This is a genomic window from Blastococcus sp. SYSU D00813, from assembly GCF_054050735.1.
The window spans coordinates 99,206-113,629 of the sequence record NZ_JBJGZX010000011.1 but is presented as its reverse complement, the minus strand read 5'-3'; the positions used below and the strand labels follow the sequence as shown (position 1 = coordinate 113,629).

Annotated in this window: 19 protein-coding genes; 3 read left to right on the top strand and 16 right to left on the bottom strand. The window is 75.2% G+C overall.

Features of this window, described 5'->3' with window-relative positions; translation table 11 throughout:
• The first annotated feature begins 2 nt into the window (after window positions 1-2).
• Window positions 3-560, top strand: a complete 558-nt coding sequence (locus ACI8AX_RS10420) for a hypothetical protein (protein WP_456549735.1) — start codon at window positions 3-5, stop codon at window positions 558-560.
• Between the two features lie 203 nt (window positions 561-763).
• On the opposite strand, the gene ACI8AX_RS10415 is transcribed toward ACI8AX_RS10420, so the two are convergent.
• The 3 genes from ACI8AX_RS10415 to ACI8AX_RS10405 are packed head-to-tail and all read right to left on the bottom strand — an operon-like array spanning window position 764 to window position 4,373.
• On the bottom strand, window positions 764-2,083 hold the full coding sequence (locus tag ACI8AX_RS10415; protein ID WP_456549734.1) for a hypothetical protein: 1,320 nt from the start codon (window positions 2,081-2,083) through the stop codon (window positions 764-766).
• 8 nt (window positions 2,084-2,091) lie between these two features.
• Complete coding sequence (locus ACI8AX_RS10410) at window positions 2,092-2,529, bottom strand: hypothetical protein (protein ID WP_456549733.1); 438 nt, start codon at window positions 2,527-2,529, stop codon at window positions 2,092-2,094.
• On the bottom strand, window positions 2,526-4,373 hold the full coding sequence (locus ACI8AX_RS10405; protein ID WP_456549732.1) for a hypothetical protein: 1,848 nt from the start codon (window positions 4,371-4,373) through the stop codon (window positions 2,526-2,528). Before ACI8AX_RS10405 ends, ACI8AX_RS10410 begins: the two co-directional genes overlap by 4 nt.
• Before the next feature lie 80 nt (window positions 4,374-4,453).
• Between ACI8AX_RS10405 and ACI8AX_RS10400 the strand changes: the two genes are divergently transcribed.
• Window positions 4,454-5,248, top strand: coding sequence for a MerR family transcriptional regulator (locus ACI8AX_RS10400; RefSeq protein WP_456549731.1), 795 nt, complete (start codon window positions 4,454-4,456; stop codon window positions 5,246-5,248).
• On the opposite strand, the gene ACI8AX_RS10395 is transcribed toward ACI8AX_RS10400, so the two are convergent.
• Both ACI8AX_RS10395 and ACI8AX_RS10390 read right to left on the bottom strand, forming a co-directional pair.
• Window positions 5,245-5,436, bottom strand: coding sequence for a hypothetical protein (locus ACI8AX_RS10395; RefSeq protein ID WP_456549730.1), 192 nt, complete (start codon window positions 5,434-5,436; stop codon window positions 5,245-5,247). The two genes, ACI8AX_RS10400 and ACI8AX_RS10395, sit on opposite strands and share 4 nt — an antisense overlap.
• 53 nt (window positions 5,437-5,489) lie before the next feature.
• Window positions 5,490-5,780: a flagellar FlbD family protein gene (locus ACI8AX_RS10390; protein WP_456549729.1), complete on the bottom strand. Its 291-nt coding sequence runs from the start codon at window positions 5,778-5,780 to the stop codon at window positions 5,490-5,492.
• A gap of 261 nt (window positions 5,781-6,041) precedes the next feature.
• On the opposite strand from ACI8AX_RS10390, the gene ACI8AX_RS10385 reads away from it, so the two are divergent.
• Window positions 6,042-6,746 (top strand): response regulator transcription factor, encoded by a 705-nt coding sequence (locus tag ACI8AX_RS10385; protein WP_456549728.1) that lies wholly within the window; start codon window positions 6,042-6,044, stop codon window positions 6,744-6,746.
• 61 nt (window positions 6,747-6,807) lie between these two features.
• On the opposite strand, the gene ACI8AX_RS10380 is transcribed toward ACI8AX_RS10385, so the two are convergent.
• The 11 genes from ACI8AX_RS10380 to ACI8AX_RS10330 all read right to left on the bottom strand — a co-directional run bounded on the left by ACI8AX_RS10380 (window position 6,808) and on the right by ACI8AX_RS10330 (window position 14,423).
• Window positions 6,808-7,404 (bottom strand): hypothetical protein, encoded by a 597-nt coding sequence (locus ACI8AX_RS10380; protein ID WP_456549727.1) that lies wholly within the window; start codon window positions 7,402-7,404, stop codon window positions 6,808-6,810.
• A gap of 121 nt (window positions 7,405-7,525) precedes the next feature.
• The gene (locus ACI8AX_RS10375; RefSeq protein ID WP_456549726.1) at window positions 7,526-8,191 is read right to left on the bottom strand and encodes a signal peptidase I; all 666 of its coding nucleotides are present in this window, start codon (window positions 8,189-8,191) and stop codon (window positions 7,526-7,528) included.
• A 39-nt stretch (window positions 8,192-8,230) separates the two neighbouring features.
• Window positions 8,231-8,848: a TasA family protein gene (locus ACI8AX_RS10370; protein ID WP_456549725.1), complete on the bottom strand. Its 618-nt coding sequence runs from the start codon at window positions 8,846-8,848 to the stop codon at window positions 8,231-8,233.
• Between the two features lie 114 nt (window positions 8,849-8,962).
• Window positions 8,963-9,619, bottom strand: coding sequence for a response regulator (locus ACI8AX_RS10365; RefSeq protein WP_456549724.1), 657 nt, complete (start codon window positions 9,617-9,619; stop codon window positions 8,963-8,965).
• A complete protein-coding gene (locus ACI8AX_RS10360) occupies window positions 9,613-9,798 on the bottom strand; it encodes a hypothetical protein (RefSeq protein ID WP_456549723.1) in 186 nt (61 codons plus the stop codon). Before ACI8AX_RS10360 ends, ACI8AX_RS10365 begins: the two co-directional genes overlap by 7 nt.
• The gene (locus ACI8AX_RS10355; RefSeq protein ID WP_456549722.1) at window positions 9,795-10,430 is read right to left on the bottom strand and encodes a signal peptidase I; all 636 of its coding nucleotides are present in this window, start codon (window positions 10,428-10,430) and stop codon (window positions 9,795-9,797) included. Before ACI8AX_RS10355 ends, ACI8AX_RS10360 begins: the two co-directional genes overlap by 4 nt.
• 59 nt (window positions 10,431-10,489) lie before the next feature.
• Window positions 10,490-11,104 (bottom strand): TasA family protein, encoded by a 615-nt coding sequence (locus ACI8AX_RS10350; RefSeq protein ID WP_456549721.1) that lies wholly within the window; start codon window positions 11,102-11,104, stop codon window positions 10,490-10,492.
• A gap of 241 nt (window positions 11,105-11,345) precedes the next feature.
• Window positions 11,346-12,596 (bottom strand): sensor histidine kinase, encoded by a 1,251-nt coding sequence (locus ACI8AX_RS10345; RefSeq protein WP_456549720.1) that lies wholly within the window; start codon window positions 12,594-12,596, stop codon window positions 11,346-11,348.
• A complete protein-coding gene (locus ACI8AX_RS10340; protein WP_456549719.1) occupies window positions 12,593-12,982 on the bottom strand; it encodes a response regulator transcription factor in 390 nt (129 codons plus the stop codon). Before ACI8AX_RS10340 ends, ACI8AX_RS10345 begins: the two co-directional genes overlap by 4 nt.
• 159 nt (window positions 12,983-13,141) lie before the next feature.
• Window positions 13,142-13,846 carry a DUF3618 domain-containing protein gene (locus ACI8AX_RS10335; RefSeq protein ID WP_456549718.1) on the bottom strand — a complete coding sequence of 235 codons (705 nt, stop codon included), beginning with the start codon at window positions 13,844-13,846 and terminating at the stop codon, window positions 13,142-13,144.
• 40 nt (window positions 13,847-13,886) lie between these two features.
• Window positions 13,887-14,423, bottom strand: a complete 537-nt coding sequence (locus ACI8AX_RS10330; RefSeq protein ID WP_456549717.1) for a phage holin family protein — start codon at window positions 14,421-14,423, stop codon at window positions 13,887-13,889.
• Window position 14,424: the final 1 nt, after the last annotated feature.

Sequence of the window (14,424 nt, the reverse complement as noted above, 5' to 3'; positions counted from 1 at the left end):
GGATGCCGCAGCTGTTCACGGTCGGCCGGTTCGCCGACGAGACCTCCCGGCGCCGCACGGCCCTGACGGCCCAGGTGCTGCAGTGGTCCCTAGGAGCCGAGCTGGACGACCCGGTCCGCTGCGTCGACGGCGCCCTGCGCGGCTCCGCGCCGGACCTCCCGCGGCTGCGCCGAGCGGAGGCGGCCTTCACCGCCGGGACGGCGGCCCGGCTCACCGTGACCGTCAACGTCCCCTTCGACGGCGACGGCCGGTTCTTCGCCACCCGGGCGAGTCGGCCCCCGCAGGTCGACCCGCCGGTGGGGGACTGGAGCCACCGGGCCGGCGCCGGTCCGGTCCTCCGGCTGCCGGAGAACTTCGCTCCCGACGTCGACGCCGCGACCGTCCGCGGCTGGGCCGCCCGCGCGGTCGACGCGGTCGAGGCGCACCTGGCCGCGCTGCGCGCCGAGGCCGAGGAGGAGACCGCCCGGCTCTCGGCGGACCTGCTGGAGCTGGCTCGCGCGCGGGCCGCCGACCTCCGGCGCCGCCGCACCCTCGAGGCCGAGCTCGGCGTCGGCATCTGAGGCCCGTCGCCGGCGGGCACCCGGTCGTCGTCCGCACAGTGTGACCCCTGCCACACCCGCGCCAGGCCGTGCCCCCGCCGACAGGAGAGCTGCCATGCGCCTCGACGACCTGGTGCTCGTGAGCGTCGACGACCACGTCGTCGAGCCGCCGTCGATGACCGACTCCATCCCGCCGCCGTCCGGCCGGCCGCCGTCCGGCCGGCTCAGAAGCCGAACAGCAGGCCCAGCCCGCCGACGGTGAACAGCACCATGACGACGACCAGCGGGAGCTGGTCCGACGCCGGTGCGCGCGGCGCCAGCCGCAGCGCCTGCTCGTGGGCGAGCAGCACGCCCACCACGTGGCCGACCAGCACCGCGCCGACCTGCACGCAGGCGATCAGGTCGGCGGAGACCGCACGCAGGTCGACGACGTTGGCGTAGGTGCCGAACAGGTCCACGCCGGCCGCGCCGAACGGGTTGCTCGCCACGATCCAGGTCGTCTGCCCGTCGAGGACGAACAGGCTGAAGTAGTGCGCCACGGTGTAGCCGAGCGCGATCGGCACCACCGTGGCGGCGAACAGCCGCGGCTGCGGGCCCAGGGCGAGCCGGCTCAGCCGCCCCGACAGCCGGGTGCCGGCCACGTAGAGCGCCGAGACCAGGGCGATCGCGGCGAGCAGGCCGAGGGTCCCGGAGCCGACGTCGTTCCCGGCGCCCGGCCCGTCCTGCCACCAGACCGTGCGGGTGAGACCGTCGAAGGCGGTCGAGCCGAGCAGCACCAGGACCACCGCGGCCAGCCCCGGTCGCGGCGGCGTCGTCATGGCGTTGGTCAGCGGCGACCGCAGCACCACCCGGCCGTCGTCCCGGCGGGCGAGCCCCGACAGCCGGCCGAGCAGGGTCGAGTAGACCTCGAAGCCGTCCCCGGCGGCGAACCACTCCTCCCCGAACCACAGCGACGCCCCGACGTGCACGGCCGCGTAGGCGACCAGCCACGCCGCGACGACGTCGGGGTCGGAGCGCCCGGCCGGCACCAGCTCCAGCCACACGAACGCCAGCAGCGACACCGCGCCCGGCCACAGGCCCAGCGCCGGCAGCCGGCCGGCTCCGCGCGGCGCGCCGACCAGCGGGCGCAGCAGCCGGGAGAGCAGCCGCAGCGGGTTCACCACCCGCCACACCGGCCCGAGCAGCAGGCTCGCCGGCACGAGCCCCACCCAGAAGGTCACGTACAGCGCCCAGGGGGCGAGGTTGCGCCGTGTCTCCTCGGGGCCCAGCAGGGCCGCCGCCAGGACCAGGACGGCGACGGCGAGCGCGACCGCCTGCAGGGCACGCCGGACGGCGGGGGAGTCGGCGGCCCGCTGGGCCCACGACGGCAGCGGCCGGCCCGACCGCTCGTCGCCCAGCCGCGGGCTGCGCCAGAGCAGCAGCAGGACGACGAAGCTGACGAGGACGGCCGCCCCGGCGCCGTACAGGGCCAGGCCGAGCGGCAGCGGCAGGTCGGTGCGCGACCCGACGCCGTGCGCCAGCACCTGCCCGGTGGAGCTCCCCACGGGTGGCGTCAGCCCACCTGGAGGCTCAGCAGCACCGTCCCGGCGTCGTGCAGTTCCACCTCGAACACCCCGGCGATGTCGGCCACGAAGGTCAGCACCGCGGGCTCACCGGGCACCAGCTGCGCGGTCAGGTCGTAGCCGTGCAGGTGCAGCTCGTCGGCGGCGTCGCCGGTGACCGTCAGGGACACCTGCTCGCCGAGGCCGACGGGCACCCGGCCGGTGTCGCCGGAGGCCTGCCCGCCGGTGACCTCGACGGCCAGCTGCGTGCCGGCGACCGACGGCGCCGCCGCGGGGGACTGGCCGGTCGGCCCGTCGGCGGCCGACGACGCGGCGCTGCTCGGCGCGGACGAGCCGGCGGCCTCCTCCGGCGAGGTGCCCGCGCACCCGGTGAGCAGCAGCGCGGCGACGGCGGTGGCGGCGACGCCCGCCGGGACCCGGGCGTTCACCGGCGACCGGCGCCGCTGGGCACCGGGCCCTCGACCGGCGTGTCCGGGAACGGGTCGCCGGCGCTGCCGCGCCGGGAGTAGCGGCCCACGCCCCACGAGATGCCGGCGATCAGCGCCAGGGTGCAGGCGAGCACGACCAGGTTGGCCACCAGCCACAGCCCGCCCCCGGACTCCTTCAGCTCCCGCTGCAGGACGTCGATCTCGGGGATCGCGCCGCGGGTCACGCCGTCCTCGGCCGCGATCCCCTCGGCCGGGATGGCCGGGTCCTCGGGCAGGTAGATCGGCACCGCGTAGAGATGCCGGCCGTCGTGGACGCGCAGCAGCGTCTTCCACGTGCCGTGCAGCGGCACCGGCTCGGTGGTCCGGTAGGTGCCCTCGCCGGTGCGCTCGAGGTCCTCGACGACCAGGCCGTCGCCCTGCCAGGAGGTGATCTGCACCCACGCCGGGTCGTCGACAACGCCGGCCGGGCTCAGCTGCACCTCGATGTCCGCCGTCCGCGGCTCGGTGGTGACGTCGGTGACGGTGAAGGTGGCCTCGACGTCCTCGGGCACCGTCGCGACCAGGCCGTTGGCCACGCCGGCGGCCAGTGCGAGGACCGACGCGACGACGACGGTGCGGGCGACCGCCGGCCGGGGCAGGCGGCGGCGCAGGCCGAGGGCGAGCAGCGTGCCGAGCAGGCCGCCGGCCACGCCGGCGAGCACGGCCATCAGCGTGCCCTCGACCAGCACGTCGCCGTTCCACGACAGGGTCTGGGTGAACCGGGTCCAGCCCCACTCCGTCGCGGTGCCGGCCGTGCCGATCAGCGCGCCGGCCACGCCGCCGAACAGCAGCGGCCGCCGGGCCAGCGGCCAGGCCAGCGCCAGCAGCTCGACGATGACGGCCGAGCCGAGGTAGAGCGGGTAGGTCGGCGTGATCTCGCCGAACACCGGCCCGACGACGACGGCGATGGCCCCGCGGATCAGGAGGAAGAACGCCGCGGCCATCAGCGCGCCGCCCCTGCCCATCCACATGCGGGCCGCGACCAGCGCGAGCCCGGCGGCGCCGGCGATCATGAACGGCTCGAGCACGAGGCGGAACTGCGGGACGTCGAAGTCGTACTCGCCCTGGAACACCGACAGGCCCAGCAGGAGGCCGCCCATCGCCGAGCCCTGCCGCAGGAACCGGCCGACCCGGCCGACCTTGCGCTCGCCGTCGTCGGTGGAGGCGCCGCCGTGGCCCTCCATCTCCAGCACGAGCAGCCCGACGATCGACAGGCCGGCGCCGCCGATGAGCATCAGGTGGGTGGGGCCCCAGAGCGTGACGTCCTGGCCGAACAGGCGGTGCCAGACGTCGTCGAGCGGGAAGCCCAGCAGGGCGTAGAAGCCGGCCGCGCCGAGCAGGACGCCGCCGACGGGCACGTCCCAGCCGCGGACGAAGCGCACGGCGGCCGGACCGGGTCTCTCGTCCAGCGGCATGGCGCAGGCCAGCACGCCGCCGGCGAAGACGCCGAAGAGGCCGAAGAGGATGAGGTAGTGCGCCGGGTTGGCCAGCGGGCCCTCGTCGCGGCCGACCCCGATGTGCAGCGCGATGTCCCACAGCATGCCCAGCAGGGCGACGAGCAGGGACAGCGTCGTCAGGACCGTGGGCAGCGCCACCCAGTCCGGCACGCCGGTCGCCCGCCCGAGGCGGCCGCCGACGCGGCTGAGGACGGTCGTGCGCCGGGTTCGGTGCAGGTACACCAGCCCGAGCAGCACGACGGTGAGCAGCGCGCCGATCCCGGTGGCCAGGGCCACCTCCCCGAGGGCGGCGCCCCCGGCGGGGCGGGTCTCGGCGGCGGCGAGAACGGTGGACGTCGTCGTCGACACGTTGGTATGGAACACCGCCCATGTGACATCGGCAAGTGATACATGTGGGTCCGGCGTTACCGTGGACCCGACGCGAGGAGGTGGGGGAGCTGTCCGTCGGTGCGCCGGGCGTGCCCGAGGAGGAGGTCGACCGGGAGTTCACGGTCGACGAGCTCGCCGCGCGCGTCGGGATGACGGTCCGCAACGTCCGCGCCTACGCGGCCCGGGGGTTGCTGCCCCCGCCGCGGCTGGTCGGGCGGACCGGCTACTACGGCCGCCAGCACGTGGCCCGGCTCCTGCTGGTGCGCGAGATGCTGGCCGAGGGTTACCCGCTGACGATGATCGAGCGGACCCTCGCGCACGCGCCCGAGGCGGCGAGCTCGGCCACCCTCGCGCTGCACCGGGCGCTGCTGTCGCCGTGGCTGCCGCCGGAGTCCGAGGTGGTCTCGCCCGAGGCGCTGGCCGCGCGGGCCGGGGTGGCCCCGGACGCCGTGGTGGTCGACGAGCTGGTCGAGCTGGGCCTGGTGGAGCGGCAGGACGACGGGATGCTGCGGGTCCTCGACCCGTCGCTGCTCACCGCGGGCCTGCAGGTGGTCGAGCTCGGTGTCCCGCCGTCGGTCCTGATCGCCGCGCAGTCGCGGGTGGTCGAGCACGTCCGGGCCGTCGCCGACATCTACGTGTCGATGTTCCTGGAGACCGGCTGGCGCGCGCTGCTGGACGGGGTGCAGCCGGGGGAGGAGCTCGACCGTGTCCGGGCGATGGTCGACCGGCTGCAGCCGGCCGCCGCCCAGGCGCTGCTGGCCAGCTTCCGCACCGAGATGGCCGCGCGGGTCCAGGGCGCGCTCACCGAGGTCCTCGAGGGGATCGAGGGGATCGAGGGGCGGGACGGGGGCTAGCCGCGGTCGGGGTCGATGCGCTCGTGCGAGCCGTCGAGCCGGGCGTTCTCGCGGGCGGTCAGCCGGCGGTCGCGCACCACGGCGCCGACGACGACGGCGACCAGGACGGCCGCGGGCACGAAGAAGCCGGCGGTCGCGACGAGGCTGAGCCCGTCCATCGCGAGGACGGCGTCCGTGGTCCCCTCCATGCCTCCATGTGACACCGGTCGATGTCACGTGTCAAACGGAGTGCCCGCGGCGCTCAGAAGGAGTGGCCGGCCACCGGACAGCCGCGGGTCTCCGCGATCTCGGCCAGCATGTCCTGGACGGCGTGCGGGTCGCCGGTCTCGCCGCGGTCGAGCCCGTAGCAGGCGACGATGTCCCCGGCCCGGGCCTCGCGGACGCGCAGCAGGACCTGCTCGACGGTCTCGGCCACCGAGACGTGGGTGCCGTCGACGAGGAACACCACGGTGTCCGGGGTCGTCTCGACCCGCTGGATCGCCGTGGGGTCGATCCGGCACGGCTCACCCGTGCGACGCGTGAGACCGATCATGGCGGTCCTCCTGGTGGGCGGGGCCTCGCACCCCGGCGGCGCCCTTCCGTGGGCAGGGATGGGATCGACGCGCCGGTCCCTCTCCTTGAGCCGAGCGGGGGCACGTCCCGCTCGGCCGGGTGACGCGGGCCCCGCCGGTGCCGCTCACCCGCCGGGGGGAGGCCGGCGGTCGGCGGGTCAAGCCGCGACCCGACCGCACCGATCACCCGGTCAGGTGACGCAGCCCGCGCCACCGCTCACGTCCGACGGGAGGAACAGGTCGTGGCCGAGCAGTCCGTGCTGGTCGTCGAGGACACCGAGGAGATCCGCGAGCTCGTCGTCACCGTGCTGAGCCGGGCCGGGATGGACGTGCGCGCGGTCGGTACCGGTGCCGAGGCGCTCGCCGAGGTCCGCCGGTCGGCCCCCGACGTCGTCGTCCTCGACCTCGGCCTCCCCGACGCCGACGGCACCGAGGTGTGCCGGCAGATCCGCGCCGAGTCCGAGTGCTACGTGCTCATGCTGACCGCGCGCGCCGAGGAGGTCGACCTCCTGATCGGCCTCGCCGTCGGCGCCGACGGGTACATGTCCAAGCCGTTCTCCCCGCGGGAGCTGGTCGCCCGCGTGCAGGTGATGCTGCGGCGTCCCCGGGTCGCGCCGGCCGCCCCGGCGGCTGCGCCGGTCGAGGACACCGTCCGCCGGCTGGCCGAGCTCGAGGTGGACGAGGACAGCCGCGAGGTCCGGGTCGACGGCGCCGTCGTCGACCTGACCCGCACCGAGTTCGACCTGCTCGCGGCGCTGGCCTCGCGGCCGGGGCGGGTGCTGCAGCGGGAGACGCTGCTGCGCGAGGTCTGGCAGACCGACTGGGAGGGCAGCGTCCGCCTGGTCGAGGCGCACATGTCCAACCTGCGCCGCAAGCTCCAGGCCGCCGGGCTGAGCACGCCCGAGATCAAGACCGTGCGCGGTGTGGGCTACCGCCTCGTCGCCTGAGACCCCGCACGCACGGAGGGCCCGGACCTGACCAGGTCCGGGCCCTCCGTGCGTGTACGCCTCAGCAGGTGACCACGTTGCTCATGTTCCCCGGCGCCGTCCAGCCGTAGCTCGTCAGCGTGACCATCGACAGGCGCGCTCCCAGGTCGATGACCTCGGCGTCGTAGCTCTCCGAGTACTGCGTGGCCGTCGCGGCCGCGGTGCCGATCGGGACCGCGTAGCCGTTGTTGAGGAACGCCGTCATCGTGTAGCCGGTCACCCGGGGGGTGCTGCTCGCCTTCCAGCGGGCCGTCGCGTGGAGGCGGGTGTCCTTGATCTCCCGCGTGACCGTGTACTGGCCGGCCACCGGGCTGTTGTCCGTGCGCGTCGTGGTGTCGCCCTCGACGTTGCTGGACGCGGTGGACGTGGTGCGGGTCTCCTGGTAGCTCAGCTGGGCGTGCGTCGCGCTGTCGTAGACGCGCCTGATGACCGTCGTGGTCGTGATGCAGGAGGTGTCGACCCGGACCTGCGTGGGGCCCTGCACCGTGAGGGTGCTGATCGCGGGCCTGACCGTCGGCGCGGCGGTGTCGCTGAACAGGGCGTTGGCCGGCAGCGAGGCGCCGAGGACGACGGCGACGGTGAGGACGAGCAGGAGCACGCAACGGCGGGTGCGGGTCATGGCTCGGTCTCCTCTCTGGTGCTCAGGTGGTCGGCGGGGGGTGCCGGCGACAGGGACGACTCTGCTGGCCGGACCGCGGGATCCCCTCGCGTCTGCCGCAAGGGATCCGCAAGAAGTGGGCTCAGGCGCGGGACGGCTCGTCGCCGCCGGATCCGGCGTCAGCGTCGGCGTCGGCGGTGTCCTCGTCGCGGACCGGCCGCCAGATGGCCAGGAGCATCCAGCCGGCCAGCAGGGCCGGGGCGCCGTAGACGAGGACCTTGTTGACGAGCGGGTCGCGCAGGGCGGCGATGGCGTTCCCCACCTCGGGGACCACGGCCACCATCTCGTAGGCGGTGTCGCCGCTGAGGACGGCCGTCCACGGGTCGGGCGAGTCGTTGGCGTCGCCCTGGGTCTGCACCGTGACGGTGCCGTCGGCCGAGCGCTGGACGTCGATGACGCGGTGGGTGACGACGCGGTGGTCGTCGATCGGGATGTGGTAGCTGATGACCATCCCGACCTCGACGTCGGCGACGTCGATCGGGGTGGAAACCACGACGTCCCCCGGCTCGATGCCCGGCGCCATGCTCCCGGTCAGCATCGTCATCGTCCGGTAGTCGAGGACGTGCGGGCCGATCGCCAGGCCGAGCAGCGCGACGACCGCGGTGGCCACCAGGCCCCGCAGGGACCAGCGGCCGGCGAACCGGGCGGCGGTGCGGAGCAGGCCGGGACGGACGGCGGTGGGGGCCACCGCGACCGGGGGCAGCTCGGCGGCTGCCTCGGGGGCGCGGGCGGGGAGGACGGCGGTCATGGCGGGGTCTCCGGGGTCTCGGCGGGACGTCGCGTCGGATCAGCGGGCGGCGGCGGCGCGCTGGGTGCCGGTGAAGACGAGGCTGAGGGTCGACGACTTGCCCTGGAACGCGTCGTTGGCGCCGGTGGGCAGCGAGATCGTGAAGGTCAGGTGGTCGGTGCCACCGGGCTGCAGGCTGTTGAGGCCGGCGAGGGTGCGGTTGGAGACGACCGGGGTGGTGCCGAGGTCGGTGAGCGTGCCGCCGCAGGCGTAGGTCGGCGCGGTGGAGGTGCCGCCCTGGGTCCACGGGACCGAGCAGGACCGCACGTTCAGCTGCAGGCCGTTGGTGGTGTTGGTGTCCAGGATGCTGGAGACGGTCGCGGTGGTGGTGAGCGTGACCGAGGAGAGCGGGCTCGAGGCGGCGGTGTTGGTCAGGGTCACCGCGCGGGTCATCGAGTCGCCCGGGACGAAGCCGGACGTGGTGGCCGGGATGGCGTAGCCGGTGGTCGACAGGTTGATGTCCACGGTGCCCGAGGCGACCTGCGTCGTGACCGGCGTCGTGGAGTCGGTGAAGGTGCCGAAGGTGCCGAGGCCGGCGACGGCGGCGGTGGCGCCGAGCACGCCGAGCGAGCCGACGACCTTGCGGACGGTGCGGGCCTTGCGGGGGGCCTTGCTCATGGTGGTCTCTCCTGCGGGGTGGGCCGGGGCGGGGTGTCCCGGCTGACAGGGACGACTCTGGGCCCGGAACCGCAGGTCACCCGCCCGCGTTCCGCAAGATCACCGCAAGACCCGCTACCCGGTGGCGAGGTGGAGCAGGCGGTCGACGAGGTCGTGCGCCAGGACCCCGCGGCGCGCGTCCGCGGCGATCGCGCGGCACAGCTCGGCGACCTCCGGGTGGCCCAGCTGGGCGCTGGTCCCGGCGAGCGTGGTCGACGCCGAGGCGAGCGCGGGCGCGTCCCCGGCCCGGGCACCGGCGTCGATCGCCGACAGCCGCTCCGGCAGCGCGCCGGCGTAGAGGTCCTGCAGCCGGGCGTCCAGCTCGGCATCCACGGCGTCGCCGTCCCGGGTCGTCCCGCCCTCCGCGGATGGCGCGTCGGCGAGCCGGCCGAGCACGAACCGCAGCAGCAGTCCCGGGTCCACCGGAGCGGGCAGGACGGCGAGCGCCCCCGCGGCGCTCCCGGCCTCGCGCACCCCGGCGGTGGCGTCGTGCGTGGTGCCCACGAGGTGGGCGCGGCACCCGGTCAGCCGCAGCCGGCGCAGCAGCGCCGGGCCGTCGCCGCCGGGCAGGTCGAGGTCGGCCACGACCAGGTCGAGCTCGGTGGTGCGGGCCAGCCGGAGGGCCTCGCGGACGTCGCCGGTCTCCCGCACGAGCCAGCCGGCGGAGCCGAGGAGGGCGGCCAGGCGGTCGCGGCCGGCGGCGTCGGCGCCGACCACCAGGGCGGTCAGCACCGGGGGCCTCCCGAGGGCTCGCCGGCGGCCGCGTCGACCGCGCAGACGGTCGACGAGCCGGTCGGCCGGTCGGAGGCCGCGCCGGCCCAGGCCGGCAGGGTGCTGGTGAGCACCAGCGCGACGAGCAGGCCGGGCAGCGTCAGGGCGCGGGCGGTCCTGGCCTCGAGGTGGGCCTTCACCGCAGCACCTCCGGGGTCGTGTCGTCGGAGTCGTCGCCGCGGGTGGGCCGCCAGATGCCCAGGAGCATCCAGACCCCCAGCGCCACCGGCACCAGCTGCACGAACAGCGTGCTGAGCGTCGGGTTGCGCAGGGCGGTGACCAGGTGGCCGATCTCGGGGACGACGGCCTGGACCTGGTAGGCGGTGTCGCCGGAGAGCACGGCGGTCCAGGGGTCGGGTGCGTCGTTGGCGTCGCCCTGCGTGCGGACCGACACGGTGCCGTCGGCCGAGTGCTGGACGTCGATGACGCGGTGGGTGACGACGCGGTGGTCGTCGACCGGGATGTGGTAGGTGATCACCATCCCCTCGGTGACGTCCTCGACGTCGAGCGGGGTGCTGACCACGACGTCCCCGGGCTCGATGCTCGGCGCCATGCTGCCGGTGAGCATCGTCATCGTGCGGTAGTCGAGGACGTGCGGGCCGACGGCCAGGCCGAGGAAGGCCAGGACGGCGGTGCTCACCAGCATCCGCAGCGACCAGCGCCCGGTGAAGCGGAGCAGGGCGCGGACCGGACGGCGCCGGCGGCGGGCCGGGGACACCGGACCCGCGGGTGGTGCCTGGTCCGCCCGGAGGGCGGGGAGGACGGCGGTCATGGCTGGTCTCCGGCGGTCTCGTCGTCGAATTCGTCGAAGGTCGGCGGGTGGAGGGCGGGTCAGCGGGCCGTGGCGGCGCGCTGGGTGCCCGTGAAGACCAGGCTGAGGGTCGACGACTTGCCGGCGAAGGCGTTGTCCGCGGCGGTCGGCAGGCTGATCGTGAAGGTCAGGTGGTCGACGCCGCCGGGGTTGAGGCTGTTCAGGCCGGCCAGGGTGCGGTTGGAGACGACCGGGGTGGTGCCGAGGTCGGTGACCGTGCCGCCGCAGGCGAAGGTCGGCGCGGTGGCGGTGCCGCCCTGGGTCCAGGCCTGGCTGCAGGACTTGACGTTCAGCTGCAGGCCGTTGGTGGTGTTGGTGTCCAGGATGCTGGAGACGGTGGCCGTCGTGCCGAGCGTGACCGAGGAGAGCGCGGAGGTGCCGCTGTTGGCCAGGGTGACCGCGCGGGTCATCGAGTCGCCGGGCAGGAAGCCGCTCGTGGTGACCGGGATGGCGTGACCGGGGTTGGCCAGGTTGATGTCCACGGTGCCCGAGGCGACCTCGGTCGAGATCGGCGTCGTCGAGTCGGTGAACGTGCCGAAGGTGCCCAGGCCGGCGACGGCGGCCGCGGCGCCGAGGACGCCGAGCGAGCCGACGACCTTGCGGGCGGTGCGGGACTTCGAGGTGGCCTTGCTCATGGTGGTCTCTCCTGCGGGGTGGGCCGGGGCGGGGTGTCCCGGCTGGCAGGGAGAACTCTGGGCGGCGAACCGCAGCCGACCCGCCCGCGTTCCGCAAGATCAGCGCAACGCTCCCGCGGAGGTCACCACGGTCGGCCCCGTCCGGCGGCTCGCCGCGAGCGTGCGAGCGAGCGAGGACCTCGTCCTCGTGCCTCGCAGGCTCGGCACGGGCCTCGGGACGAGGCCTGGACCGGGGCCTCCCTCAGCGGGGGAGGGTCAGCGTGAAGGTGGTGCCGCGGCCCTCGGTGCTGGCGACGTCGAGCGTGCCGTCGTGCGCGGTCGTGATGGCCCGGGTGATGGACAGGCCGAGCCCGACGCCCTTGACCGCGTGCCGCCGTGCGGTGGAGGCGCGGAAGAACCGGGTGGCCAGCTGGTCGAGCTCGGCGGCGGGGATGCCGTAGCCGGTGTCGGACACCGCGACCCGTGCGACGGGCGCCGCCCCCGGGCGCTCGTCCTCGCTGAACGCGCCGTCCGCCGTCCGCCAGCCGGCGCGCAGCGCCAGGGTCACCCGGCCGCCGGCCGGGGTGAACTTCACGGCGTTGGAGACGAGGTTGTCGCACGCCTGGCCCAGCCGGACGGCGTCCCCGCGGACGACGACCGGGTCCCCGGGCAGGTCGAGCACCAGGCGCACGTCCCCGGCGGCCGCGGCGACGCGGGCGGTCTCCTCGGCGGCCGACAGCACGCCGGCCAGGTCGACGTCCTCGGGCTGGAGGGTGAACCGGCCGGCCTCGACCTGCGCGGTGAACAGCAGGTCGCCGACGAGCCGCAGCAGGCGCTGGGCGTTGCGCTCGACGGTGCCCAGGTAGGAGCGCTGCTCGTCGGTGAGGGGCTGGTCGGGGTCGTCGAGCACCAGCTCGAGGTAGCCGAGGATGGAGCTGAGCGGCGTGCGCAGCTCGTGGCTGATCAGGCTGACGAACTGGTCCTTGAGCCGCTCGCTCGCGCGGGCCTCCGTCATGTCGGTGCCGACGAAGTTCCAGCCGGCGTGCCCGCCGGAGTCGTCGGTGCGCGGGGTCACCGCCACGGAGACCGTGCGCTCCTCGCCCGTGGCGGTCACGTAGGTCCAGTCGCGGACGTCGCGGCCCTCGGCCTGCGCCACCCGCACCAGGGCGGTCAGCCCGCCGCCGGCCTCGGCCAGCTCCTCGGGCAGGTGGAAGTCGGTGATCCGGCGGCGGCGGACGACGTCGGCCCGCGGCACCCCGAGCAGCTTCTCCGCGCCGGGGTTCCAGACGCGGACGACCCCGTCGACGTCGGTGCCGATGATCGACTGCTCGGTGACCGCGTCGATGACGCTGGTCATGGTCTGGGCGCGGGCGGCGAGCATCCGGGTGGCGACCTCGAGCTCGACGTCGCGGTGCTGCATCCGGGCGCGCAGCCGGTCCCGCTCGTCGGTCAGCCGGGCGACCTCGGCCCGCAGCAGGGCGACCTCGTCGACGGCGTCCTCGACGGCCGTCACGCCGTTCCCCCGGCGGTCAGCTCGCGGACGCGCTCCACGAGGCCGGCGACGGCGAACGGCTTGGCGAGGTAGCTGTCGGCCCCGGCGTCCAGACCGCGGGCGACGTCCTCGGCGGAGGCGCCGGCCGACAGCAGCAGCACGCGGACGCCGGCGGTGGCGGGCTCGGCGCGCAGCGCGGCGCACACCTCGAGGCCCGTGGCCCCGGGCATGGAGACGTCGAGCACCGCCAGGTCGGGCACCTCGTCGCGGGCGGCGGCGAGGGCCGCGGCGCCGTCGGCCACCTCGGCGACCACGGTGCACCCGGCCCGCCGGACCGCGAGCCGGACCAGGCCCCGGATGTCGTCCTCGTCGTCGGCGACGAGCACGCGGGGTGCCGTCTGCTCCACGGTGGTGCTCCCGTCGGTCGGTGGTGCTCCACCGTCGACGTCGGCGTCCCGGCCGCGGGGCTGCAGCGCCGGGCCGCCGTCCTCACCCGTCCAGGTGACGTCCGCAGACGACAGCGCGCCCCGCCGGGGACCCGGCGGGGCGCGCTGTCGAGGGGGTGGTTACGAGCCGGAGGCCTGGCTCTGCACGGTCTGGCGGGACTCCTGGGCCTGGCCCTGGACGTCCTGCGCGGCCGACTGGCCCTCCTGCTTGACCGTCTGCGCGGCGTCGGTGGCGGTCGACTTGACCTCCTCGACGGCGTGCTGGGCGACCGGCTTGAGCTCCTCGCCGATCTCCTGCGCCGCCTGCTTGGCCGGCGCCAGCAGCGCGTCCTTGTTCTCGCGCAGCGCGGTCTCGGCCTGCTGGGCCAGCTGCTGCTCCTTCTGCGTGGCGGGCAGCAGGCTGGAGACGAGCCAGCCGACGCCGAAGGCGATCAGCCCGGCGGCCAGGGGGTTGCCCTGGGTCTGGCGGACGATCGTGTCCGGCGCCTGCTGGACGGCGTGCGCCGCCTGCTGCGCGGCGCCCTGCACGGACTCCGCGGCGCTGGACGCCGCGCCCTGCACGGAGCCCGCGGCGTTGGACGCCGCGCCCTGCACCGAGCCCATCGCGTTCTGGGCGTGGTACTGGGCCGTCGAGGTGGTGTCGTGCGCGCTGCCCATCACCTTCTCCTTGGCTCGGGTGAGGCGGCCCTTGGCCGCGGTGACCCGCCGGTCCATGACCCGTGCGGGGTTGACCTTCTCGTTGAGGGCGTCGACGTCGTAGCTGAGCTCGCGCCGCGTCTCCTCGATCTGCCGGCGGATGACGTCCGGGTCGTTGCTCGTGGTCATCTCTGGTCTCTCCAGGTGTGTGGGGGCCGGGGGCCGCTGGTCAGTTGGGCTTCAGGGCGCCGGGCACCTGCGAGAGGGTGTCCACGGTGCGCTCGGGCTTGGGGTTGACCCGCTGGAGCTGCTTCTTCCCCATCGCGAAGGCGACGGCGCCGACGATGCCCCAGAGGACGGCGACGATCAGCGCCGACCAGCTGTGGCCGACCAGGTGGTAGAGCGCCCACCACAGGGCGATCGACAGGAAGAGCAGCACCATGTAGCCGGCGAAGCCGGCGGCGCCCATGAGCCCGGCGCCCTTGCCCGCCTTGGTGGCCTCGGCCTTGACCTCGACCTTGGCGAGCTCCAGCTCCTGGCGCATCAGGGTGGAGAGGTCCTTGGCGACCTCGCCCATCAGCTGGCCGACCGAGGTGCCCTCGACGTCGGGGCGGCCCTCCGCGGTGGTCGGGGTCCCCATGTCGCCGGCGACGGGTGCGCCGGAGTGCGCGCCGTACTGGTCCGGGCCGACGGCGTAGTTGGCCTGCGGCTGGCCGTAGCCGGGCGGGTTGCCGACCGGGGTGGCGCCCGAGTAGGGGGTGCTCATG